Raw genomic sequence first — 19,840 nt, 5'->3', positions numbered from 1 at the left:
TTTGAAGCTCTCCGCTGCCCTGCTGGCCATCGCTCTGTCGGCTCCCATGGGGTTGATCAGTCCCGCAGCAGCGGAGCAACTCACCAGAACCGAACTCACCCCAGCCCAGGCAACGGCGGCGGCTGAACTGCTGCTGGAGGCGCTCAAAAATCGCCAGGGAGACGTCATGCATGACGCTCTCGCAGCCCCGGTTCAGACCAGCGTTGATATGACACCGTCCAGGCACGCCTGAACCAACGCGCGGCCATTGATGCAACCCGCGTTGTCAGCGTGACCCCTGGCTACAACACAACAACCATCGATGCGGTGGTAATCACTGCATCCGGTGACGAAGGGGTGCTGATGGTGCTGGATGAGGACGGCAAACTGCTCGCCTGGAAGTGGAGCGACCGGATCCAGCCGATCGAGACAACGGCCCTCGACTTCACCCGCGACCTGGCAGCAGGACGCTGGATTGCCGCGCGATCCAAGATGTCCCTCCAACTCCAGGAGGAGCTGACCCCGGGAGATCCGGAACGCAAATGGACCAAGCTCAGCCAGGTGTCAGGTGGGTTCCGCAAGGTCAAGGACGCTGTGATCGCCCATCAAGGCGGCGATCAGCAGCTCGTGCTAGCGGCTGTCGCCTTCGGCCAGGCCACCACCAACCTGTTCGTGATCTTTGACGCAAGCGGTCGGATCATCAACGTCGACATTTCCCGAGACTTCGTCTGATAAACAGCGGATCTGTTTCGTAAATCGGGCTTAACATCTCGCCCAATTCACAGATCTCCCATGGGTGTCGCCGCAGTCCTCGACTGGATGGTGCAGGACGGCGAACGGTTGGCGAATTGTCGCCATGACCACCCGTTTGCGGTGCTTGGTCCTCAACCCTCGGATCAGGGTTGGACCGTGCGGATCTGGATGCCGGAAGCCCAAACAGTCACCCTGTTGCAGGCTGGCGACGAGATCGCCATGACAACGCCGAACCACCCCTGGGTGTTCGAAGCACAGCTCAATAGAGACCCCGGCTCCACTTACCGGGTCAGGGTTGAGCGGGGCGGGATCGTGCACGAACAACACGACCCCTGGGCCTTCCGCGGCGAATGGATGGGCGAAATGGATCGCCACCTGTTTGCTGAAGGCAACCATCACCACATTTGGGAAAAGATGGGTGCCCACCTCACCGAGCGTGATGGGGTCAAGGGGGTGATGTTCTGTCTGTGGGCGCCCAGCGCTCTCACCGTCTCCGTGATTGGAGATCTGAATTCATGGGACGGACGTCACCACCCCATGCAGCAACGCGTCGGGGGCATCTGGGAACTGTTCATCCCCGGCCTCGAGGAGGGACATCTCTACAAGTACGAAATCCGTACCCAAGAGGGCCACTGCTACCAAAAGGCTGATCCTTACGGCTTCCAGCACGAGGTTCGCCCGGACAACAGCTCCGTTGTGGCTCGCCTAAGCGGATTCCAATGGTCCGATCAGGGCTGGATGCAGAAGCGCGACAGCAGCAACGCGCTCGATCAACCGATCTCAGTGTATGAAATGCACCTGGGCAGCTGGATCCACGCCTCAGCGGATGAGCCCTGGATTCAGCCCGACGGCACCCCTCGGACGCCCGTTCCCGCCGCGGAGATGAAACCCGGTGCTCGCCTGCTCACCTACGCCGAACTCGCCGATCGGCTGATTCCTTACGTCAAGGAGAGGGGCTTCACCCACATCGAGGTGATGCCGATCACCGAGCATCCCTTCGACGGCTCCTGGGGCTATCAGGTGACGGGTTGGTATGCCCCCACCAGCCGTTACGGAACGCCCGATGAATTCCGGGCCTTCGTGGATCGCTGTCACGCCGAAGGCATCGGCGTGATCATCGACTGGGTTCCGGGCCACTTCCCGAAGGATGCCCACGGCCTGGCCTTCTTTGATGGCACCCATCTCTATGAACACAGTGATCCCCGGATCGGAGAACACAAGGAATGGGGAACGCTGATCTTCAACTACAGCCGCAACGAGGTTCGTAATTTCCTCGTCGCCAACCTGGTGTTCTGGTTCGAGCAGTTCCACATCGATGGCATTCGCGTGGATGCCGTGGCCTCGATGCTCTATCGCGACTACCTGCGTCCCGACGGGGAATGGCTGCCCAATGAGAACGGTGGTCGGGAGAACACCGAAGCCGTTCGCTTCCTGCAGCAAGCCAACCACGTGCTGTTCCAGCACTTCCCAGGGGCCCTCTCGATCGCGGAGGAATCAACCACCTGGCCGATGGTGACGCAGCCCACGGACAGCGGCGGCCTCGGATTCAACCTCAAATGGAACATGGGTTGGATGCACGACATGCTCGATTACTTCGAGCTGGACCCGTGGTTCCGCCAGTTCCACCAGAACAACATCACCTTCTCGATCTGGTACACCTACACCGAGAACTTCATGCTGGCTCTGAGCCACGATGAAGTGGTGCACGGGAAGAGCCATCTCCTGCACAAGATGCCGGGAGATGACTGGCAGAAGTACGCCAACACCCGGGCGTTGCTCTCCTACATGTGGACGCACCCCGGCAAGAAGACGATCTTCATGGGGATGGAATTCGGCCAGCGGGCTGAATGGAATGTGTGGGGCGATCTCCAGTGGGATCTGCTCAACTACGAACCCCACAAGGGCATCCAGCGGTTGGTGGATGACCTCAACATTCTCTACAAGGCAGAACCGGCCCTCTGGCGGGACGACTTCGACCAGTTCGGCTTCCAGTGGATCGATTGCAACGACAACCGCCACTCTGTGATCAGCTTCATGCGTCGGGAAAGCGCCAGCGGCACCTGGCTGGTGGTGGTGGCGAACTTCACACCCCAAAGTCACTCCCACTACCGCGTGGGCGTTCCTCTCTCCGGCTTCTACGAGGAGATCTTCAACTCCGATGCAGCGAAGTACGGCGGCAGCAACCTCGGCAACATGGGCGGCAAACCAACAGACGAATGGGGCATCCACGGCTACGAGAACTCCTTGGATCTCTGCCTGCCGCCGCTGAGCCTGATGGTGTTCAAGCACGACCCGAAACGCAGCCTGAGCAGCAGCGAGCCGGACAACATCGTGTGACGAACGTGATGACAAAGAGGGGGTAAAGCTCTAGCCAATGGCTTGATTCGGGTAGGTTTCCGGCTGACCTGACCGGGCTTGATGAGCGACTCTTTACCCCTGCTCCTGCGTGCTGCGCGCGGTGAATCGGTGGAGCGTCCTCCGGTGTGGATGATGCGCCAGGCCGGTCGCTACATGAAGATCTACCGGGACCTGCGGGACAAGTACCCCAGCTTCCGTGAGCGTTCCGAAAACCCTGATCTCTCTTATGAGATCTCCATGCAGCCGTTTCACGCCTTCAAGCCCGACGGCGTGATCCTGTTCTCCGACATCCTCACGCCCCTGCCGGGGATGGGAATCGATTTCGACATCATCGAGAGCAAAGGCCCCCAGATCGGCGATCCAATCCGGAGCATGGCCCAGGTGGATGCCCTGCGCCCCCTGAACCCCGCCGAGTCGATGCCCTTTGTGGGTGAAGTACTGGGTCGTCTGCGCCAGAGCGTTGGCAACGAAGCAGCTGTTCTCGGCTTCGTTGGTGCCCCCTGGACCCTGGCCGCGTACGTGGTGGAGGGCAAGAGCAGCAAGAACTACGCGGTGATCAAGGCCATGGCCTTCCGCGAACCCGAGATCCTGCACAAGCTGCTCGACCACTTCGCCGAGTCGATCGCCAATTACCTGCGCTACCAGATTGATTCCGGCGCCCAGGTGGTGCAGATGTTTGATTCCTGGGCGGGCCAGCTGAGCCCAGCGGACTACGACACCTTCGCTGCGCCTTATCAGAAGAAGGTGGTGGATCTGGTCAAGCAGACGCACCCCGACACCCCCTTCATCCTCTACATCTCTGGCAGCGCCGGCGTGATCGAGCGAATGGCCAACACCGGTGTTGACATCGTTTCGCTGGATTGGACCGTGGACATGGCGGAAGCCCTGGCGCGTCTGCCGGAGCACGTTGGTGTTCAGGGCAACGTGGATCCCGGCCTGCTGTTCGGCACCCCGGAGGCGATTGAGGCCCGCATCGATGACTGCGTGCGCAAGGCCCGCGGCCGGAAGCACATCCTCAACCTCGGCCATGGAATCCTGCCGGGTACACCGGAAGAGAATGGTGAAGCCTTCTTCCGGGCCGGCAAGAGCGTGATCGACCGTCTCGGGGCTGTCGTTTGACCCGCATCCTGGTGACCGGCGCCAGCGGATGCGTCGGTCAGTACATCTCCCGCTGGCTTCTGGACCACTCGGATGCCGAGCTGCTGCTCTGGCTGAGGGACCCAGGCAAACTCACCGCTGTTCCTTCAGACCATCCCCGCATCCGCCTCTTGGTGGGGGACCTGCGGGACACCGACCGTTTTGCCCAAGAACTGGCCTCGGTGAACCGGGTGATTCACACCGCCACGGCCTGGGGAGACCCCGAGCGGGCCGAAAAGGTGAATGTGGTGGCGGTGAAACGGATGCTGGCGCTTCTGGATCCCAGCAAGCTGGAGCAGATCATTTACTTCTCCACGGCCAGCGTGCTCGATCGGCACCTGCGCCCCCTGCCGGAAGCTCTGGCCTACGGCACGGAATACATCCAAACCAAGGCTCGCTGCCTCAGGGATCTGGAGCAGCACCCCCTGGCCAGCAAAGTCGTGGCGGTGTTTCCCACCTTGGTGTTCGGTGGACGGGTCGACGGCACCAGCCCCTTCCCCACCAGCTACCTCACCGAAGGTTTGACTGAAGTCAGCCGTTGGCTCTGGCTGGCCCGCTGGCTTCGGGTGGATGCGAGCTTCCACTTCATCCATGCGGAAGACATCGCCCGCATCTGTGGCCTCTTGGCCACACGCCCCCATGAACCGAACCGAGAACCCGGGCAAGGCGCCCTGCGCCGGGTGGTGATGGGACAACCGGCCATCTCGGTGAACGACACCGTGAAAACCCTCTGCCGCTGGCGCGGTGTGGCCCGAACGCCCGGCATTCCGCTCTGGCCATGGCTGATTGAGACCCTGATCCGCATTCTGCCGATCGAAGTGAATGCCTGGGACCGGTTCAGCATTCGCCAGCGCCACTTCATTCATGACCCGGTGACACAGCCGGAACGTTTCGGCGGCGGCAGCCATGCCCCTGACTTGGCAACAGTTCTTAGCGATTCCGGCCTGCCCAATCGCGGAACCCCCAGACCCGCGCGTAAGGTCAATGCATCGAACTAGCACTTTCATGCGCTCCGTCATCCGCACCATTGCAGCTGCCTGCTGCGCCTTCCTGATGCTGATCGGCCTCAACGTCGGCAGCGCTCAAGCTGCCACTGTTGAAGTGAAGCTCGGCACCGACGGCGGCATGCTCGCTTTCGAGCCCGCCACCGTGAACATCAAGGCCGGCGACACCGTCAAGTTCGTCAACAACAAACTGGCTCCTCACAACGCTGTTTTCGAAGGCCACGACGAGTACAGCCACTCTGATCTCGCCTTCAACCCCGGCGAATCCTGGGAGGAAACCTTCGCCACCGCTGGCACCTACGACTTCTACTGCGAGCCCCACCGCGGTGCTGGCATGGTCGGCAAGGTGATCGTTGAGTGATATCTGGATTTCTGAGGAAATCTCTGAACATCTCAAACTGAACTGAAAGCCCCGGGCTGTGTATCAACCACAGTCCGGGGTTCTTTTTTTTGCCGGCAACGATGGATAGCTTGGGGCATTGAGGGGGGTTGCGATGGCACGCCTATCAGGCCTGATGCTGACATTGCTGTTGATCGTTGGCGCAACAGGCCTGCTGTCTGCTCCGGCGATAGCGATCGACACGATCGAAAGCTCCGCCTTGGAGCGAGGTGAGCAGATTTTCAACAGCAACTGTGCGGCTTGTCACATGGGGGGCGGCAATGTGATCCGCGCCAACAGAACACTGAAGATCAGCGACTTGAACGACCATGTGGAGGCCTACTCCAGCTCCCCGCTGGAGGCCCTGGAGCATGAGATCGAGGATGGGCTGAATGCCATGCCCAGCTATGCCGACAAACTGAGTGAAGAGGAGATCATGGCGGTGGCCACCTACGTGGAACAACGGGCCGAATTGGGCTGGTCCAGGCGATGAGTCGTGAAGCTCTTCGCGATTTTTTGCGGGCTGTGGAGCACCACCAGGGCTTGCGGCGTGATGCGGCCCAATGCCGTGATGACGATCAACTGCTGGCCCTGGCACGCCGCCACGGCTTCAATGTGATCCAGCGGGATCTCTGCGACGACGCCCGCGAATCAGCCATCACCAGTTGGTTCGAAACCAGCCGGATCCAGCGCTCGTTTCAATCACCACCCTTCCAATCAAATCCCTCGCAATCAACAGCCTCCCAATCAATAACCACGCAACCACCAAAGACCTGATGGCCGTTGTCACCCTGCTCAGTGATTTCATCGACGGCACCAGCATGGCCCTGGCGGAAGACACCGACGCCGCCGACCTGAACGCCTTCATGACCGCCAATCAAGGCCGGCTCTGGGCGAGCGTGCAGCAGCGCCGCCGGCAGCGGCAGCAAACCATCGAGCGGCGAGGTCCGGGAACGGTGTACTTCGCTGCGGATGCCCCAGGGGCTGCGGCCGTGGAGCTCTACCTCGGCAGTGACACGGGCTCAGCTGAGGAAGCAGCAGCGCTGCAGGCCATGCGGAGCGCTGGGGTGGAGATCGCACCCCATGTGGGAGCAGACCGTGAACGCGATGTTCTGCTCAACGGCCGGTTGAAGGACCTAACGGCCAAGGCCAAGGCCAAGGGTTTTGGTTGAAGCCATGGGCGATGCAGCTATGACGCTTCCTGAGAACCCACTTGGCCTGCAGAGTTTTAACGAGCTGGTGGAATGGACCGTGTCCTACCTCCACTTCAAACACGCCCTGGAGGTGATTGCCTTCACCCCAGAGGTCGCAAGGTCGTATCTCGATCGCTTCAGCGCGTTCAGCAGCCGCTATGCCACGGAGATGAAAAAACAGGACATCCTTGAAGCCCGCCTCCCAAAAGAGATGCGGGAGAGCATCGAAGCCGAAAACGCTCACCGCGCGCTTCTACGGGAGCTGCTCAACGGCTGATCAAACGGCGGACTGAGCCTGCTTGGCCGCCTGCAACACAGCCAGATAGAGATCCTCGTCGATTTCTCGGATGTCGTACTCCGTGGGTTTCACACCGTGGTGGTGCTCATGCACCACCATCCAACAGCTGCGTTCCAGCTCACCACCAGCCGTTGCTGCGAGCGCCAGACCCTGCTGCACGAGGGAGTCCACCAGCGGCTGATCAGGCATTGGCATCCAAGGGTTCGGCAAACTCTAAAAAGACACCCCGGTTTGCCGCTCCCTGGCGTGGGGACCGATCCAAAGGCTTCGGTTTGCCCCCACTGAAAACGGAACAAGCCCCATACGGTGAACCCAGTTGAAACGCATCCGAGATGCAACCCACGGCGGAACAGTTCACCGAACAAGCCTGGGCCGCCATCGTCGCCGCCCAGCAACTGGCGCAGAGCGCCAGGCATCAGCAACTTGAAACGGAGCATCTGCTGCTTGCGCTGTTGCAGCAGAACGGTCTGGCTGGACGCATTCTCAGCAAAGCAGGGGTCGACGTCGGCAATTTCCAGGCGGCCGTCGACAGCCATCTCAGGCAGCGGCCCAGTCTTGGCTCTCCACCGGAATCGGTGTTTCTGGGACGCTCCCTCAACAGCTGCCTGGATCGCGCCGAAACAGCCCGCGATGGTTTCAGTGACAGCTACATCGCCATCGAACATCTGTTGCTGGCCCTGACCGACGATGAACGCTGCGGCAGGCAATTGCTCAGCCAAGCGGGCGTTGACACCAGCAAACTCAAAGAAGCCATTACAGCCGTGCGAGGCAACCAGACGGTGACCGATCAAAACCCGGAAGGGACCTATGAATCGCTTGAGAAGTACGGACGGGACCTGACGGCCGCCGCCCGTGACGGAAAGCTGGACCCGGTGATCGGTCGCGACGAGGAGATCCGGCGCACCATCCAGATCCTCAGCCGGCGCACCAAAAACAACCCCGTGCTGATCGGCGAACCCGGGGTCGGCAAGACCGCCATTGTTGAGGGATTGGCGCAGCGCATCGTGAATGGCGATGTGCCCCAGGCCTTGCAGAACCGTCAGCTCATCGCCCTCGACATGGGAGCCCTGATCGCCGGTGCGAAATACCGCGGTGAGTTCGAGGAACGGCTCAAAGCTGTGCTCAAGGAGGTCACCGCCTCGGAAGGCCAGATCGTGCTGTTCATCGATGAAATCCACACGGTGGTGGGAGCTGGCGCCACCGGTGGAGCCATGGATGCCAGCAATCTGCTCAAGCCGATGCTGGCCCGGGGGGAACTGCGCTGCATTGGCGCCACCACCCTCGACGAGCACCGCCAGCACATCGAGAAGGACCCCGCCTTGGAGCGTCGCTTCCAGCAGGTGCTGGTGGATCAACCCACGGTGGAAGACACCATTTCCATCCTGCGTGGTCTGAAGGAGCGCTATGAGGTGCATCACGGTGTGCGCATTGCCGACAGTGCCCTGGTGGCTGCCGCTGTATTGAGCAGCCGCTACATCGCCGACCGCTTCCTGCCGGACAAGGCCATCGATCTGGTGGATGAGTCGGCCGCCCGCCTCAAGATGGAGATCACCTCCAAACCGGAGGAGATCGATGAAATCGATCGCAAGATCCTGCAGCTGGAGATGGAGAAGCTCTCCCTCGGCCGTGAATCCGACAGCGCCAGCCAGGAACGCTTGCAACGGATTGAACGGGAACTGGCGGAACTGGGCGAACAGCAAAGTTCCCTGAATGCCCAGTGGCAGCAGGAGAAAGGAGCGATCGATGAGCTGTCGTCGCTCAAGGAAGAGATCGAACGGGTGCAGCTGCAGGTGGAACAGGCCAAACGCAGCTACGACCTGAACAAAGCAGCGGAACTGGAATACGGCACCCTTGCCTCGCTGCAGAAGCAGTTGCTCGAACAGGAAGCCCAGATCGCCTCAGAGGAGCCTGGCGAGAAAGGCTTGCTGCGGGAGGAGGTGAGTGAAGACGACATCGCCGAGGTGATCGCCAAGTGGACAGGAATCCCTGTGGCGCGGCTGGTGCAGAGCGAAATGGAGAAGCTGCTGCAACTCGAAGATGATCTGCATCAGCGGGTGATCGGCCAGCACCAGGCCGTCACCGCCGTCGCCGATGCGATTCAACGGTCCAGGGCGGGGCTGAGCGATCCGAACCGCCCCATCGCCAGCTTCCTTTTCCTCGGCCCCACGGGTGTGGGCAAGACGGAACTCTCCAAAGCCCTCGCCAACCGGCTTTTCGACAGCGAAGACGCCATGGTTCGCATCGACATGTCGGAGTACATGGAGAAGCACACCGTGAGCCGTTTGATCGGGGCACCTCCCGGCTACGTGGGCTATGAGGCAGGTGGCCAGCTCACCGAAGCGGTGCGTCGTCGCCCCTACGCCGTGATCCTGTTCGACGAGGTGGAGAAAGCCCACCCGGATGTGTTCAACGTGATGCTGCAGATCCTCGATGACGGCCGTGTCACCGATGGGCAGGGCCGCACCGTGGACTTCACCAACACTGTGCTGATTCTCACGAGCAACATCGGCAGCCAGTCGATCCTGGAGCTGGCCGGCGATCCCGAGCAGCATGGAGCGATGGAAAGCCGGGTGAATGACGCTCTCCGGGCCCATTTCCGACCGGAATTCCTCAATCGCCTCGACGATCAGATCATCTTCCACAGCCTCAGGCGGGAGGAACTGCGCCAGATCGTCACCCTTCAGGTGGAACGTCTGCGCCAGCGGCTGGCTGAGCGCAAGCTGGAGCTCAGCCTGAGCGATGGGGCCGCCGACTGGCTCGCCAATGCCGGATATGACCCCGTCTACGGGGCACGACCGCTGAAACGCGCTGTGCAGCGGGAACTGGAGACACCCATTGCCAAAGCGATCCTGGCGGGTCGTTACAGCGAAGGGCAGGCGATCAGCGTGGAGCTGGAAGCGGACGCGTTAGCCCTGCGCTGAAAACCAGGCGGGAACAGCGCTGTAGGTGGCGGCATTGCGGCTGTTCTCCCGCGCCTCCACGCCAAAGCAACAGGTGCGACCGCCGTCCCGCTCCCGCAGCAGCTCATTGGCCCAGGTCCAGATCAAGGCCGCCGTTGCCTCCATGCCCACGTTCTCCATCACGCGGAGATCAATGGCCTGGAGGTCATGCAACCGCTGCCATTCCGCCAGCAGTGGATCGTCTGCATTGACCAGAAAGGTGTGGTCGAACTGCTGCCTCAGGCGTTCTTCGAAGGGGCGAAGGCTGGAGAAATCAACAACAAACCCGCAGTCATCCAGCTCCGTTGCGGCGAACCAGAGGTTGAAACTGCGGCTGTAGCCATGCACGAAGCGGCAATGGCCCTGGTGGCGCCACTGCCGGTGACAGCAGGGATAGCCGCTGAAGGCTTTGCTGCAGCTGTAGGGGGTCGGAGAAACGAGCAAGGGGTGGATACGCGGAATGGAGCACGCTGCGGGAAGATTCAGGCGTTGCCCGAATGTCCGAGGCCTGATGCAGCCCCTCAGCCCCGCCTTCATTGACCAACTCCGTTTTAACGAAGCGGGGCTGATTCCAGCTGTGGCCCAGGACTGGCTGGACGGGGCGGTGCTGATGGTGGCCTGGATGAACCGGGAGGCCATCGAAGCCACCCTGTGCAGCGGTGAAGTGCATTACTGGAGCCGCTCACGCCAGGAGCTTTGGCACAAGGGGGCCACCAGCGGTCACGTTCAGACGATGCGGGAGATCCGCTACGACTGCGATGCCGACGTGCTGCTGGTGACCGTGGAGCAGGCTGGGGATGTGGCCTGCCACACGGGTTCCCGCAGCTGTTTCTACGAAAACAGCGATGCACGAACCACAGGTGGCGCCGAGGCTCTAGCGCCGCCAACGGATGCCTGCACCGAACTGTTCCGGGTGATCGAAGGGCGACGCGAGAAACCGGAAGAGGGCAGCTACACCAACAAGCTGCTGGCGGGGGGAGACAACAGCATCCTCAAGAAAATCGGCGAGGAGAGTGCTGAATTCGTGATGGCCTGCAAAGACGACAATGCCGCCGAGATCGCCGGCGAAGCGGCGGATATCATCTTCCACATGCAGGTGGCCCTGGCCCATCACGGCGTGAGCTGGCGGCAGGTGCAGGAAGTGCTGGCCGCACGTCGTGGTGCCCCGCGCCGGCACTAAGGCAGACAGGGGCTGTCGCTGCTGATCACAACTTCATCGCCAAGCTCCACGGTGTCCAACAACACCCCCATGGTGAGCTTTCCGGCGTTGATGCAACCGCCAGTCACCGCCTTGCCGATCCGGGACTCGTCATTGGTGCCGTGAATGGCGAAGCTGTACCAGCGGAAGACGCCGTCGTAGGTGTTGAAACGGAAGGGCTGATCGGTTGCGGGCACAGGAGCCAGGCTGATGTAGCCGACGCCGTATTCCCCGGTTTCCCCATCACCTTTGAAGTCAATGGAGTTCATGTTGGTGAAGAGGCTCTCGCGCAGCTCCTCTTCTGATTTGCCGGATTGCTCCACCAGTGCGGGATCCATCTCGAAGCGGTCGTTGCTGAGGATGGCGTTGACCTGAAAGGTTCCAAGCGGAGTGATGCCCTCTTCAAAGGTGGTGCCTTCACAGGCAATGCCATGGCGACCATGGCCAACGGTGAAACGCAACGGCCCCTCAACACGATCCAACACACCTTCACTGGCTGCTGGATTGCTGCCGTCCAGCTGAATCCGAATCGGTGCTCGAACCTGTGGGTTCTGCTGGGGCAAGCTGTTGTTGGAACGACAACCCACCAGACTCAGCAGCAGACCAGCCAGCGCCAGAGAACTGACCAGGTGCATCGATCAACCACGACTGCCGGCAGCATGCCGCGCCCGCATGGTGACGTCACTCAAGTGATTCAGATTCGGCCGGTTCAATGGGCTTCCGAAGCGTTGAACCGAAACGGGTGGTCTGCTGCATGACCCACGCCAGCGTGAGGCGATCCCGCTGCGATGGCACCAACACCGGACGCTCGCCCTGGCTGATCGCCAGAACATCAGTGGGAACCGAACTGTGGCCCCAGAGGCCAAAAGCGTGACCCAATTCATGCAGAGCGGTGGCCTGCAGTGCTTCCGCTCGCAGCCCTGGTGACACCATCACCTTCACCAGGGGTTCAAGCCTTCGACGGCCCTGGCGCTGCACGTCCACGACCTGAAGTTGTGTGCGTCCGTTGCTGGCGCGCCACACCCCAGCCACCTGCCGGCGGGCCGGACGCTGCCGATGAATCAACACGTTCGCCTGGTCCGGATTGTCCACCAGCGTGAGCGGAACCAGTGCACGCCAGGTGGTCAGCGCCGATAACACTTGATCAAGCCAGCGTTGGTCCCAGCGGTTGGCCGGAGTGGCGGCGGCGGGCTGAACCCACACGCACCAGTGCTTCAACACCGGAAGGCCCAGGGAGGTGGTGGCGATGGAGGAGGCATAGCCCGGCCTTTGGCCTGGAGGCTGGCGTTCCAAAGCCACCTGCAGGATTCGAACCTGCTGTTGTGGAGGACAGAGCTCGGGCTGCATCAGGCGGCGGGAAGACCCACACCGCGGGCCATCAGGGTCGCCATCAACGGAATGCTGGCGAAGCCGACCAGTTCAATGTTGATGATCCAGGCCAGACGCTTGGCCAGGGCTTCGCTCACCTTCGGCAGCTCACCCTTGCGCAGGGGAATCGCCCAGAGGATGTAGGTGATCGTGGGGTACAGCGAAAGGCCTCCCACGGAGAGATACAGACCAACCTTCCACCAGAACAAAGGGTTCTGGGTGTAGAACTCAGCCCCTTGGCCGAAGTGGATCACCCGCAGGATTCCACTGACCAGAAGTGCCAGGGCAGCGATGCCATAAACGATGTCGGTGATCACCATCGCCGTGGCTTCCTGGCGATTCGGATCCGCTTTGATCAGCTTCCGCTCCAGCACCAGGGCGCCGAAACAGAGCATGAAGCTGAGGTAGTGAACGTAGGCAACGCCAGCGTTTTTGGCGATGTCGGACGTGAGGGCGACGGCCAGGGGCATGGTCGTGGCGACGGAAGGTGCGGCGACCTTAGCCACCCAATTGAATTAACAATGAAAGATTCACTTCAGTAACAGGAAGAAAGAGTGAAATAGCGCACAAAGTATTAATTCGGTAGTCTTTATTATGAGCGCCAGAAAAAAACACTTTGGTTCTAGGTTCAATTCAGCCGTATCGTCATGATGACTAGTTCTCTGAGTGCTTTTCTCGGCGAAATTGGTCGCCATCAACTGCTCACTCCAGAGCAGGAACTCATGATGGGGAGGAAGGTTCAGGCGATGGTCGCCATCACAGAACGCTGTCATCTGGCTGGCGGGAGTGGCCCAGCTTGTGAGTACAGCGATGAAGAAAAAGGCGTGATTCGCCGTGGCGAAAGGGCCAAGAATCAGATGATCACGTCCAACCTTCGTCTTGTCGTCAATCTGGCCAAGCGTTATCAGGGCAAGGGGCTGGACCTTCTCGATCTGATTCAGGAGGGCACCCTTGGCCTCTCCCGTGCCGTTGAGAAATACGACCCCACCCGCGGCCATCGTTTCTCCACGTATGCCTACTGGTGGATTCGGCAGGGGCTGAATCGAGCGCTCTCCACCCAAAGCCGCACGATTCGCATTCCCGTGAATGTGAACGAAAAGCTCACCAAATTACGGGCTGCCAAGGCACGCTTGATGCAGCGCAATGGCCTCAGCCCCAGCGGAGAGCAGCTGGCGGAGTTCATGGAGATCCCCATCGCTGAGGTGGAAGATCTGCTGGCCTGTGAACTGCGCAGCGTCACCGTGAGCCTGCAGGGGGTTGTGAAATCGAAATCGGATCCCTCCGAGCTGGTGGATGTGCTGCCAAGCGAGGAGCTACCGCCGCTGGAACGGGCCGAGATCGCTGAACGCACCGCGTCGGTGTGGTCTTTGCTGGCCAAAGCCAATCTCACCCCGAAAGAACACACCGTTGTGACCCTGCGCTTTGGGCTGGATGGCACCAACGAATGGCGCACCCTTGCCGAGGTGGCTCGCCACATGAACTGTTCACGGGAGTATTGCCGTCAGGTGGTGCAGCGGGCCCTGCGCAAACTGCGCAAGACAGGCATTCAAAGCGGACTCGTGGAATCCATACCCTGAAGATCGGCCCGCCCCGCTGGCGTCTTGCGGAGGAACTGGGGAGAGTGGTCCCAACCGGTTCCCTCCGCATGACTGACCAGGCTGCGCGAACCACCGTTGAAGCCGACGTGCCTGAACGGGAAGTGATCGACGAAAACCTGCTGCGGCGCCTGCTGCAGCGGGCCGGCAGAGGTCTTGCAGCCCCAGCCCTGGAAGCCCTGGAGTTGATGCTTGACCCCGAGACCCCCTCAGCCGCGCGGCTGACGATGCTCGCCGCTCTGAGTTATTTACTGATGCCGGCCGACCTGATTCCAGACCTGCTGCCGGTGGCCGGTTTCAGTGATGATCTGGTGGCGCTTACGGCCATGGTGGGTCTGTGGAGCAATCACGTCACTCCAGCCATCCGGATGCGAGCTCGCCGCAAACTGGATCGCTGGTTTCCCCTGGCGCACTGAATCGCTGAACTGAAACCGTTGAACTAAATCGCTGATCAATGTCTAGCTGGACCCCTGAATTTGAAGCGGACCTCACTCTGCTGCTGAAGGACTGGTTGAAGCAGCAAGGGCGCACCCAGGCCGACCTGCGTCGAAACCTGCGCGCTGTGTCGACCCGAATGCCCGCCCTGCTTGAGGTGCTGGAGCGCGAACACAACATGCGTGGACTGGCTGGACTGGCTGATCGGCTCTGCAGCGTTGAAGCCGAATGGCATGGCCAGCCTTCCAGCGAACCTGCCGGTGTGGCAACGGCCGACGACGATCCGTTCGGGCAACTTGATCTGCTTCTGCAGGAAATTCGAGACGACTGCACCGATTAACGGCCGACACGGGCAAAGTGGTGGCTCAGACATCGCACCGATGACGCGAAATCACCTCCTCAGCGCCTCCGTTCTGTTGATGATGTCGGTGTTTGGCGCCGCCTCGGCCCATGCGCAAACCGAGGGGTGGCTGCGGGGACCGGGTAGCGCCACGGGCAAAGACAGCAAGATTGAAGCGGATTGCATCAAGGCAGAGGACGGCTCCGTCACCTGCGACACCAGGGTGGTCAACCCAGCCAGCGACACCAAGGCTCGCCCCTATTACAACCCCTTCAACGACTGAAGCCCGTGAGTGAACCCACGCGTTCCAAGAGAAGTTTTCTCGGTTTCGTTGATGCAGGTGAGCGCGAGGTCGCCCGACTGCTCACCCTGATCACGGCCGTGGTGATCAGCGCCGCCATCATTCAGCTGATTGTTTCCTTGGGCTCCAAATTGCTGACTGGGTCAGCAGCGACATGGTTGGGCGATGACCTGATCAAAATCCTTGGCGATCTGCTCACCGTGTTGATCGCGCTGGAGGTGCTGCAAAACATCACCAGTTACCTGAGGCGCCACGTGGTGCAGATCGAACTGGTTCTGGTCACCGCGCTGACGGCTGTGGCTCGAAAGGTGATCGTGCTGCCCTCCGGTGCTGAAAACAAACCCCAGCTGCTGGTGGGCCTCGGGATCGCAGTCGTCTCACTTTCAGCGGCTTACTGGTTGGTGAAGCGTGCGAACGCCACTCCCTCCGGCAAACGACTGGGCCGCGGAGGATCAGCCAACAAGCTTGATTTCCAGGACTGAGCTTTAACGAACAAAAGGAAGGCCGCCCTTCCCGAAGGAAAGACGGCCTAACTCGCTCGTTTGCGCATGGCAATCGACCTCAACTTCAGTGTCTGATGCCTTGGAAAAACTCCTCCAGCAATGGAACTGAGACAGGAAGGTCGAAGCGTCTGGCTCAAGGCACCCTGGGGCCATCGGGTCCAGGTGTGAAGCGGCTCTCCTGCGGGGCACCTACGAACGATGCAGAGGGGAGTCGACTGGCTTGACGCTCTTCGTTGTCGCGCCAGACGAATCGCTTACGAATGGGTGGAAACTGTTGGAGCAGGGGCCAGAAAGTCAGTCTGCTTCTGGGGCTTGCTCAGGTGGAGTGTCGGCCGTCATGGGCTCCTCCGATCTCGATGCACTCACTCTCGTCAGCGATGCGACCGACGGCAATCAGCTGTCGTGCTCATTGCCTTTTGGGGGCTGCACGACCCATCGTGGAGGTGGCGTGCCTCGCCGGGCTTAAGCAGCATCCCAGTGCAAGGCGAGCCACAGGGTTCCTGGATCGGGATCAGTGCGCTCCACCCGGTGGCGTTGATGGGGCGAAAGCAGTAAATGATCCCCTGGACTGAGATCCACAATCCGATCGGGGTTCTGCAGCGCAACACAGGCACTCCCGCGCAACACAAGCACCCACTCGTGATCGGACTGATCCATCCATTCGTCACGGGGGGAGCTGAAGCCGTTGGAGGCGATCAACAGCAGTCTCCATGTTTCGGCAGACGCCACCACCTGGGTTGATTCCTCACCCGTTGAAGGGCACGGGGTCGCCAACAGGTTGGCCTCTCCCCCCGGCCGATGGTCACGCTCACCCCAGCGACGACCGATGTCGAACCCCCAGGATCGGGCCAACTGAACAACCTGGTTGTGGTCCGCACAAGCCGCCAGCTGTTCGCGGCTGCTGGAGTCGTTCCGCACACGCTCCGCAAGGGCCTGAAGTTGGGAGATCTTGTTGAGGAAACGGATCAGATCCTGTTCCGCCACGGAGACCACCGCACAGCTCTAACAGTGATCCTGACAACAGACCGATCAGGGGATCGACGCAAAAGTCAGAAGATCCTGACCTTCTGTTTCATGCCGTCCGCAACCAAGGCACTCACCATCGGAGATCTGGAGGCTGGATTCTCGACCTACTGCCAGGCCCTGCGTCGCCTTGTGGCCGATGGACGCGACCTCAACGCCATTCGCCGGACGGTCTGCTGGGACTACCTCAACCGATTGCACACCTCGCTTCCGAAGGATTACCGCTCTCCCGATGAACTGATCCAGCGGTTCCAGAAGGAGGCATCGCCTGCTCAAGCAGACTGATCCAAGCCACATCATCCCTGTGCTGAGCCACCTCCTGCGCTGCTGCATTGGTGCGTTTCTTGTTCTGCTGCTGAGCCTTGGTTCAGCCGGCGCTTCGCTGGCTGCCGGGTCTGACGTCAGCCCCGGCGCCCTGTTGTTCAAACAGCACTGCGCGGGATGCCACATCAACGGTGGCAACATCATTCGCCGGGGGAAAAACCTGAAGCTGAAGACCCTCGAGCGTGAGCAGATCGCAACTGTGAACGCCATCGCAGCCATCGCCCGGGAAGGGCGAGGCCAGATGAGTGGTTACGCCGATGTTCTCGGGAGCGATGAAGATCAGCTCGTGGCTGAATGGGTGCTCATGCAGGCTCAGAACGCCTGGACCCAGGGATAAACCTCGAGCGCCGTCCAGATCCCCTGCTTCCAATAGATGTCGGCCTCAACCAGCCTGCGGACGACGTCGATGCTGTCGGCCTCGAAGATCCCGAAAACATGGGTGCTTCCCTCGGTGGGTCCGAGCGTGACCAGCGTTCCCTGCTCTTTCAGACTTTGGAGACGAGCAAGGTGCTCATCCCGATAGGGAGCACGCTTCTCAAGAGCATCCGCGCAGTAAGTGCCCCACAAAACGAAACGTGCCATAGCGAAGGATGAAATAACAGCGAACTTTTCAGTGGAAAATGATGGCATAGCCGCTTGAACCGTGGCTATGTTGTGAAGGTTGATATCTCTCGAAAGCGATGCTCACTGGGAGCGAACTTCTCAATAAAGTCAAAGACCTGGGTGACATCAGCAAGTCTGACCTTGTTCGTGCCTGTGGCTATGTATCCACAAAAAAAGATGGTGGTGAACGTCTGAATTTCACCGCTTTTTATGAAGCACTGCTAGAGGCCAAAGGCGTCAGTCTTGGCGTGGGTGGAGTTGGCGGCGTGGGCAAAGGCGGCCGCAAACTCAGCTATGTGGCCACTGTGCAAGGCAACGGCAATCTTCTCATCGGCAAGGCCTATACAGCGCTGCTCGACCTGAAACCTGGAGATGAATTTGAAATCAAACTTGGTCGCAAACAGATTCGTCTGACACCGGTGGGTGCCACCGACGAAGACGACGAGTGATTCAACATTAAAAAGCAGTGCAACCCCGGCATTGGCCGGGGTTTTTCATGGCTTGAGCGGGATGGCAGCCCCTAGGGCTGATCGGCAGCGGCACGCAACTCAGCGCAAAAACGACCAGCTTCCTGAGCTATGTCCCCGGGCGACGCTGCCGCCATCCGTTTCACAAGTGCACTGCCCACAATCGCTCCATCGGCACCCCAACCCCGAACCTGACGCACCTGCTCGGCACCGGAGATCCCAAAACCAACCGCAACAGGAACCGGTGAGGTTTGTTTGAGTTGCTGCACCAAACCTTCAACCCTGCTTTCCATCTGAGCTCGCTCACCGGTGACACCGGTGACACTCACCAGGTAGGTGAAACCTCGGCTGCATGTAGCAATCCGACCCATCCGATCTTGGGGAGTGGTGGGTGCAACCAAGAGCACCAAATCCAAGCCATAACGCTCTGCGATTGTCGACAGCCGCTCCGCTTCCTCAAGGGGTAGATCAGGGACCACCAAACCCGCCGCACCAGCCTCCGCTGCGGACTGGCAAAACGCCTCCATCCCCACATTGAGCAGTGGATTGGAATACGTGAACAGGATCACGGGAATCTGCAGCTGGCCTTTCAACGAGCGCAGCATGTCCAGAACACCCTTTGGCGTGGTTCCGGCGGCAAGGGCCCGGGACGCAGCAGCCTGAATGACCGGCCCATCAGCAAGGGGGTCGCTGTAAGGCATTCCCAGTTCGACCATGTCAGCCCCTGCACGTTGCAGGCTGAGCAGCACATCAGCGGTGACAGAGAGATCTGGATCGCCGGCCATCAGGAATGGCATCAAGGCGAGGCGACCGTCCTGCTTCAGCTGCTCAAAGCGCTGGGCGATGGAAGAGGACTGCTGATTGGGCATCTCGGTCAACCGACCAGGAACAAACTTCGGAAGCCTATGAGTCGACGGGGGCATCGCCGTCCGCGGAAACCGAGGCATCCGCTCCAATCTTGCGCAACAGCGCCTGTTGCTCCTCCTCTGGAAGAGCATCAAAACGGGCTTGAAGCGCCTCAGCTTCCTGTTTGTCGTACACCTCGCGGTAGCGACGCCGCTGATCCATGTAGGTCATCTGGCCGGTGACCACACGGAACAGGTAAGAGCTTGTCCACACCACCACAATCACAACCAGCAGGGCCTCCGCAGCAATCCCTGCCGAAAACCCCTCAAAGCCTGCAGCCTGAAAGCCGACTTGCCCAAGCCCGCCCAGCAGGAGGACTGCAAGTCCGATCAGAAGAACCTTGCCACGCGTCAATTCAGACGTCTCCTTGCCCGCTCAGCCGGAAATTGAGGAAGGGGGCAAACAGAATCATCCCCGGGAAAAAGAGGAAGACCAGGCCATAGATGCCCAGACGCTCCAGCTTGCCCATGCGATGCCAACGCTGGTTCATCCACGCGTACAGGGCGAGGGGAACCACAACGAGATACAGGCCGCCCAGAACGGTGTAGGCCAACAGAACCAACAACGTGTCCTGTGGGACTTGAGAAAGCAGGGACGAAAGGTCCAAGGCCTGAGGACATCTGGGGGAAATCTAAGATGTCCGGGCGGGGGCATGGCGGAATCGGTAGACGCACGCGACTTAAAATCGCTTGGGCCGAAAGGCCTGTGGGGGTTCAAGTCCCCCTGCCCCCACCACC

Annotated in this window: 30 protein-coding genes and 1 tRNA gene; 21 read left to right on the top strand and 10 right to left on the bottom strand. The window is 60.4% G+C overall.

Annotated elements, in window-relative coordinates; all coding sequences use genetic code 11:
• Nucleotide 1: 1 nt before the first annotated feature.
• The 10 genes from NCN05_RS06905 to NCN05_RS06860 all read left to right on the top strand — a co-directional run bounded on the left by NCN05_RS06905 (nt 2) and on the right by NCN05_RS06860 (nt 7,080).
• Nucleotides 2–232, top strand: a complete 231-nt coding sequence (locus NCN05_RS06905) for a hypothetical protein (protein WP_250397529.1) — start codon at nt 2–4, stop codon at nt 230–232.
• A 38-nt stretch (nt 233–270) separates the two neighbouring features.
• Complete coding sequence (locus tag NCN05_RS06900; protein ID WP_250397528.1) at nt 271–711, top strand: DUF3887 domain-containing protein; 441 nt, start codon at nt 271–273, stop codon at nt 709–711.
• A 60-nt stretch (nt 712–771) separates the two neighbouring features.
• Nucleotides 772–3,069 carry a 1,4-alpha-glucan branching protein GlgB gene (gene glgB, locus NCN05_RS06895; RefSeq protein ID WP_250397527.1) on the top strand — a complete coding sequence of 766 codons (2,298 nt, stop codon included), beginning with the start codon at nt 772–774 and terminating at the stop codon, nt 3,067–3,069.
• An 81-nt stretch (nt 3,070–3,150) separates the two neighbouring features.
• Entirely contained in the window at nt 3,151–4,209 is a 1,059-nt protein-coding gene (hemE, locus tag NCN05_RS06890; RefSeq protein WP_250397526.1) for a uroporphyrinogen decarboxylase, read from the top strand.
• Complete coding sequence (locus NCN05_RS06885; RefSeq protein WP_250397525.1) at nt 4,206–5,225, top strand: NAD-dependent epimerase/dehydratase family protein; 1,020 nt, start codon at nt 4,206–4,208, stop codon at nt 5,223–5,225. The genes hemE and NCN05_RS06885 overlap by 4 nt, the downstream gene beginning before the upstream one ends.
• Nucleotides 5,226–5,232: 7 nt before the next feature.
• The gene (gene petE / locus NCN05_RS06880; RefSeq protein ID WP_038555756.1) at nt 5,233–5,592 is read left to right on the top strand and encodes a plastocyanin; all 360 of its coding nucleotides are present in this window, start codon (nt 5,233–5,235) and stop codon (nt 5,590–5,592) included.
• A gap of 133 nt (nt 5,593–5,725) precedes the next feature.
• A complete protein-coding gene (locus NCN05_RS06875; RefSeq protein WP_250397524.1) occupies nt 5,726–6,103 on the top strand; it encodes a c-type cytochrome in 378 nt (125 codons plus the stop codon).
• The gene (locus NCN05_RS06870; RefSeq protein WP_250397523.1) at nt 6,100–6,387 is read left to right on the top strand and encodes a Nif11-like leader peptide family natural product precursor; all 288 of its coding nucleotides are present in this window, start codon (nt 6,100–6,102) and stop codon (nt 6,385–6,387) included. Before NCN05_RS06875 ends, NCN05_RS06870 begins: the two co-directional genes overlap by 4 nt.
• Nucleotides 6,387–6,782 carry a hypothetical protein gene (locus NCN05_RS06865; protein ID WP_250397522.1) on the top strand — a complete coding sequence of 132 codons (396 nt, stop codon included), beginning with the start codon at nt 6,387–6,389 and terminating at the stop codon, nt 6,780–6,782. Before NCN05_RS06870 ends, NCN05_RS06865 begins: the two co-directional genes overlap by 1 nt.
• A 4-nt stretch (nt 6,783–6,786) precedes the next feature.
• Nucleotides 6,787–7,080, top strand: a complete 294-nt coding sequence (locus tag NCN05_RS06860) for a hypothetical protein (protein WP_250397521.1) — start codon at nt 6,787–6,789, stop codon at nt 7,078–7,080.
• Here the strand turns inward: NCN05_RS06860 and NCN05_RS06855 are convergent, their stop codons facing one another.
• Entirely contained in the window at nt 7,081–7,290 is a 210-nt protein-coding gene (locus NCN05_RS06855) for a DUF8662 family protein (RefSeq protein WP_186515053.1), read from the bottom strand.
• A gap of 143 nt (nt 7,291–7,433) precedes the next feature.
• Between NCN05_RS06855 and clpB the strand changes: the two genes are divergently transcribed.
• Entirely contained in the window at nt 7,434–10,022 is a 2,589-nt protein-coding gene (clpB, locus tag NCN05_RS06850) for an ATP-dependent chaperone ClpB (protein WP_250397520.1), read from the top strand.
• Here the strand turns inward: clpB and NCN05_RS06845 are convergent.
• A complete protein-coding gene (locus NCN05_RS06845; RefSeq protein WP_250397519.1) occupies nt 10,008–10,484 on the bottom strand; it encodes a 6-carboxytetrahydropterin synthase in 477 nt (158 codons plus the stop codon). The genes clpB and NCN05_RS06845 overlap by 15 nt on opposite strands.
• Before the next feature lie 67 nt (nt 10,485–10,551).
• Here NCN05_RS06845 and hisIE point away from each other — a divergent pair, with 67 nt between their 5' ends.
• Nucleotides 10,552–11,220, top strand: a complete 669-nt coding sequence (hisIE, locus tag NCN05_RS06840; RefSeq protein WP_250397518.1) for a bifunctional phosphoribosyl-AMP cyclohydrolase/phosphoribosyl-ATP diphosphatase HisIE — start codon at nt 10,552–10,554, stop codon at nt 11,218–11,220.
• Here hisIE and NCN05_RS06835 read toward each other — a convergent pair.
• Genes NCN05_RS06835 through NCN05_RS06825 form a run of 3 tightly spaced genes read right to left on the bottom strand, consistent with a single transcriptional unit; the run spans nt 11,217 to nt 13,076 of the window.
• The gene (locus tag NCN05_RS06835; protein WP_250397517.1) at nt 11,217–11,873 is read right to left on the bottom strand and encodes a L,D-transpeptidase; all 657 of its coding nucleotides are present in this window, start codon (nt 11,871–11,873) and stop codon (nt 11,217–11,219) included. The two genes, hisIE and NCN05_RS06835, sit on opposite strands and share 4 nt — an antisense overlap.
• 46 nt (nt 11,874–11,919) lie before the next feature.
• A complete protein-coding gene (locus NCN05_RS06830) occupies nt 11,920–12,585 on the bottom strand; it encodes a zinc metalloprotease (protein WP_250397516.1) in 666 nt (221 codons plus the stop codon).
• Nucleotides 12,585–13,076 (bottom strand): DUF2214 family protein, encoded by a 492-nt coding sequence (locus NCN05_RS06825; RefSeq protein WP_011363983.1) that lies wholly within the window; start codon nt 13,074–13,076, stop codon nt 12,585–12,587. The genes NCN05_RS06830 and NCN05_RS06825 overlap by 1 nt, the downstream gene beginning before the upstream one ends.
• Before the next feature lie 180 nt (nt 13,077–13,256).
• Here NCN05_RS06825 and NCN05_RS06820 point away from each other — a divergent pair, with 180 nt between their 5' ends.
• From NCN05_RS06820 to NCN05_RS06800, 5 genes are all read left to right on the top strand, one after another.
• Nucleotides 13,257–14,183, top strand: coding sequence for a sigma-70 family RNA polymerase sigma factor (locus NCN05_RS06820; RefSeq protein WP_250397515.1), 927 nt, complete (start codon nt 13,257–13,259; stop codon nt 14,181–14,183).
• A 68-nt stretch (nt 14,184–14,251) separates the two neighbouring features.
• The gene (locus NCN05_RS06815; protein WP_250397514.1) at nt 14,252–14,617 is read left to right on the top strand and encodes a YkvA family protein; all 366 of its coding nucleotides are present in this window, start codon (nt 14,252–14,254) and stop codon (nt 14,615–14,617) included.
• Nucleotides 14,618–14,655: 38 nt separating this feature from the next.
• Nucleotides 14,656–14,976 (top strand): hypothetical protein, encoded by a 321-nt coding sequence (locus NCN05_RS06810; RefSeq protein ID WP_250397513.1) that lies wholly within the window; start codon nt 14,656–14,658, stop codon nt 14,974–14,976.
• A gap of 40 nt (nt 14,977–15,016) precedes the next feature.
• Nucleotides 15,017–15,259 carry a hypothetical protein gene (locus tag NCN05_RS06805; protein WP_250397512.1) on the top strand — a complete coding sequence of 81 codons (243 nt, stop codon included), beginning with the start codon at nt 15,017–15,019 and terminating at the stop codon, nt 15,257–15,259.
• A 5-nt stretch (nt 15,260–15,264) separates the two neighbouring features.
• Nucleotides 15,265–15,759, top strand: coding sequence for a phosphate-starvation-inducible PsiE family protein (locus tag NCN05_RS06800; RefSeq protein WP_250397511.1), 495 nt, complete (start codon nt 15,265–15,267; stop codon nt 15,757–15,759).
• A 483-nt stretch (nt 15,760–16,242) separates the two neighbouring features.
• On the opposite strand, the gene NCN05_RS06795 is transcribed toward NCN05_RS06800, so the two are convergent.
• Nucleotides 16,243–16,764 carry a Nif11 domain/cupin domain-containing protein gene (locus NCN05_RS06795; protein ID WP_250397510.1) on the bottom strand — a complete coding sequence of 174 codons (522 nt, stop codon included), beginning with the start codon at nt 16,762–16,764 and terminating at the stop codon, nt 16,243–16,245.
• A 90-nt stretch (nt 16,765–16,854) separates the two neighbouring features.
• On the opposite strand from NCN05_RS06795, the gene NCN05_RS06790 reads away from it, so the two are divergent.
• Together NCN05_RS06790 and NCN05_RS06785 are read left to right on the top strand one after the other, a co-directional pair.
• Complete coding sequence (locus NCN05_RS06790; RefSeq protein ID WP_114988622.1) at nt 16,855–17,088, top strand: DUF3136 domain-containing protein; 234 nt, start codon at nt 16,855–16,857, stop codon at nt 17,086–17,088.
• 19 nt (nt 17,089–17,107) lie between these two features.
• Nucleotides 17,108–17,464 carry a c-type cytochrome gene (locus NCN05_RS06785; RefSeq protein ID WP_250397509.1) on the top strand — a complete coding sequence of 119 codons (357 nt, stop codon included), beginning with the start codon at nt 17,108–17,110 and terminating at the stop codon, nt 17,462–17,464.
• On the opposite strand, the gene NCN05_RS06780 is transcribed toward NCN05_RS06785, so the two are convergent.
• Nucleotides 17,440–17,709 carry a YciI family protein gene (locus NCN05_RS06780; protein WP_250397508.1) on the bottom strand — a complete coding sequence of 90 codons (270 nt, stop codon included), beginning with the start codon at nt 17,707–17,709 and terminating at the stop codon, nt 17,440–17,442. The two genes, NCN05_RS06785 and NCN05_RS06780, sit on opposite strands and share 25 nt — an antisense overlap.
• A gap of 98 nt (nt 17,710–17,807) precedes the next feature.
• Here NCN05_RS06780 and NCN05_RS06775 point away from each other — a divergent pair, with 98 nt between their 5' ends.
• Complete coding sequence (locus NCN05_RS06775; protein ID WP_250397507.1) at nt 17,808–18,179, top strand: AbrB family transcriptional regulator; 372 nt, start codon at nt 17,808–17,810, stop codon at nt 18,177–18,179.
• A gap of 71 nt (nt 18,180–18,250) precedes the next feature.
• Here NCN05_RS06775 and trpA read toward each other — a convergent pair whose 3' ends face one another.
• From trpA to NCN05_RS06760, 3 genes are read right to left on the bottom strand one after another with little or no spacing between them, the layout of a single operon-like run.
• Nucleotides 18,251–19,066, bottom strand: coding sequence for a tryptophan synthase subunit alpha (gene trpA / locus NCN05_RS06770; protein WP_250397506.1), 816 nt, complete (start codon nt 19,064–19,066; stop codon nt 18,251–18,253).
• Between the two features lie 34 nt (nt 19,067–19,100).
• Nucleotides 19,101–19,457: a DUF3007 family protein gene (locus NCN05_RS06765; protein WP_250397505.1), complete on the bottom strand. Its 357-nt coding sequence runs from the start codon at nt 19,455–19,457 to the stop codon at nt 19,101–19,103.
• 1 nt (nt 19,458) lies between these two features.
• Entirely contained in the window at nt 19,459–19,710 is a 252-nt protein-coding gene (locus NCN05_RS06760; protein WP_115008824.1) for an NAD(P)H-quinone oxidoreductase subunit L, read from the bottom strand.
• Between the two features lie 39 nt (nt 19,711–19,749).
• Here NCN05_RS06760 and NCN05_RS06755 point away from each other — a divergent pair.
• Nucleotides 19,750–19,838, top strand: a tRNA-Leu gene (locus NCN05_RS06755).
• Nucleotides 19,839–19,840: the final 2 nt, after the last annotated feature.

Source organism: Synechococcus sp. MU1651 (assembly GCF_023630635.1).
Lineage (GTDB): Bacteria > Cyanobacteriota > Cyanobacteriia > PCC-6307 > Cyanobiaceae > Parasynechococcus.
The sequence above is the reverse complement of the archived record's forward strand: the minus strand, read 5'-3'. Positions and strand labels throughout refer to the sequence as shown.

Excerpts from the sequence above, each read along its gene's own strand:
- NCN05_RS06835 (WP_250397517.1), bottom strand. The coding sequence starts at position 11,873 with ATGCACCTGGTCAGTTCTCTGGCGCTGGCTGGTCTGCTGCTGAGTCTG.
- clpB (WP_250397520.1), top strand. The coding sequence starts at position 7,434 with ATGCAACCCACGGCGGAACAGTTCACCGAACAAGCCTGGGCCGCCATC.
- NCN05_RS06790 (WP_114988622.1), top strand. The coding sequence starts at position 16,855 with ATGCCGTCCGCAACCAAGGCACTCACCATCGGAGATCTGGAGGCTGGA.
- NCN05_RS06805 (WP_250397512.1), top strand. The coding sequence starts at position 15,017 with ATGACGCGAAATCACCTCCTCAGCGCCTCCGTTCTGTTGATGATGTCG.
- hisIE (WP_250397518.1), top strand. The coding sequence starts at position 10,552 with ATGCAGCCCCTCAGCCCCGCCTTCATTGACCAACTCCGTTTTAACGAA.
- NCN05_RS06865 (WP_250397522.1), top strand. The coding sequence starts at position 6,387 with ATGGCCGTTGTCACCCTGCTCAGTGATTTCATCGACGGCACCAGCATG.
- NCN05_RS06810 (WP_250397513.1), top strand. The coding sequence starts at position 14,656 with ATGTCTAGCTGGACCCCTGAATTTGAAGCGGACCTCACTCTGCTGCTG.
- trpA (WP_250397506.1), bottom strand. The coding sequence starts at position 19,066 with ATGCCCAATCAGCAGTCCTCTTCCATCGCCCAGCGCTTTGAGCAGCTG.
- NCN05_RS06815 (WP_250397514.1), top strand. The coding sequence starts at position 14,252 with ATGACTGACCAGGCTGCGCGAACCACCGTTGAAGCCGACGTGCCTGAA.
- NCN05_RS06870 (WP_250397523.1), top strand. The coding sequence starts at position 6,100 with ATGAGTCGTGAAGCTCTTCGCGATTTTTTGCGGGCTGTGGAGCACCAC.
- petE (WP_038555756.1), top strand. The coding sequence starts at position 5,233 with ATGCGCTCCGTCATCCGCACCATTGCAGCTGCCTGCTGCGCCTTCCTG.
- NCN05_RS06875 (WP_250397524.1), top strand. The coding sequence starts at position 5,726 with ATGGCACGCCTATCAGGCCTGATGCTGACATTGCTGTTGATCGTTGGC.
- NCN05_RS06830 (WP_250397516.1), bottom strand. The coding sequence starts at position 12,585 with ATGCAGCCCGAGCTCTGTCCTCCACAACAGCAGGTTCGAATCCTGCAG.
- NCN05_RS06780 (WP_250397508.1), bottom strand. The coding sequence starts at position 17,709 with ATGGCACGTTTCGTTTTGTGGGGCACTTACTGCGCGGATGCTCTTGAG.
- NCN05_RS06820 (WP_250397515.1), top strand. The coding sequence starts at position 13,257 with ATGACTAGTTCTCTGAGTGCTTTTCTCGGCGAAATTGGTCGCCATCAA.
- NCN05_RS06855 (WP_186515053.1), bottom strand. The coding sequence starts at position 7,290 with ATGCCTGATCAGCCGCTGGTGGACTCCCTCGTGCAGCAGGGTCTGGCG.
- glgB (WP_250397527.1), top strand. The coding sequence starts at position 772 with ATGGGTGTCGCCGCAGTCCTCGACTGGATGGTGCAGGACGGCGAACGG.
- NCN05_RS06860 (WP_250397521.1), top strand. The coding sequence starts at position 6,787 with ATGGGCGATGCAGCTATGACGCTTCCTGAGAACCCACTTGGCCTGCAG.
- NCN05_RS06825 (WP_011363983.1), bottom strand. The coding sequence starts at position 13,076 with ATGCCCCTGGCCGTCGCCCTCACGTCCGACATCGCCAAAAACGCTGGC.
- hemE (WP_250397526.1), top strand. The coding sequence starts at position 3,151 with ATGAGCGACTCTTTACCCCTGCTCCTGCGTGCTGCGCGCGGTGAATCG.
- NCN05_RS06775 (WP_250397507.1), top strand. The coding sequence starts at position 17,808 with ATGCTCACTGGGAGCGAACTTCTCAATAAAGTCAAAGACCTGGGTGAC.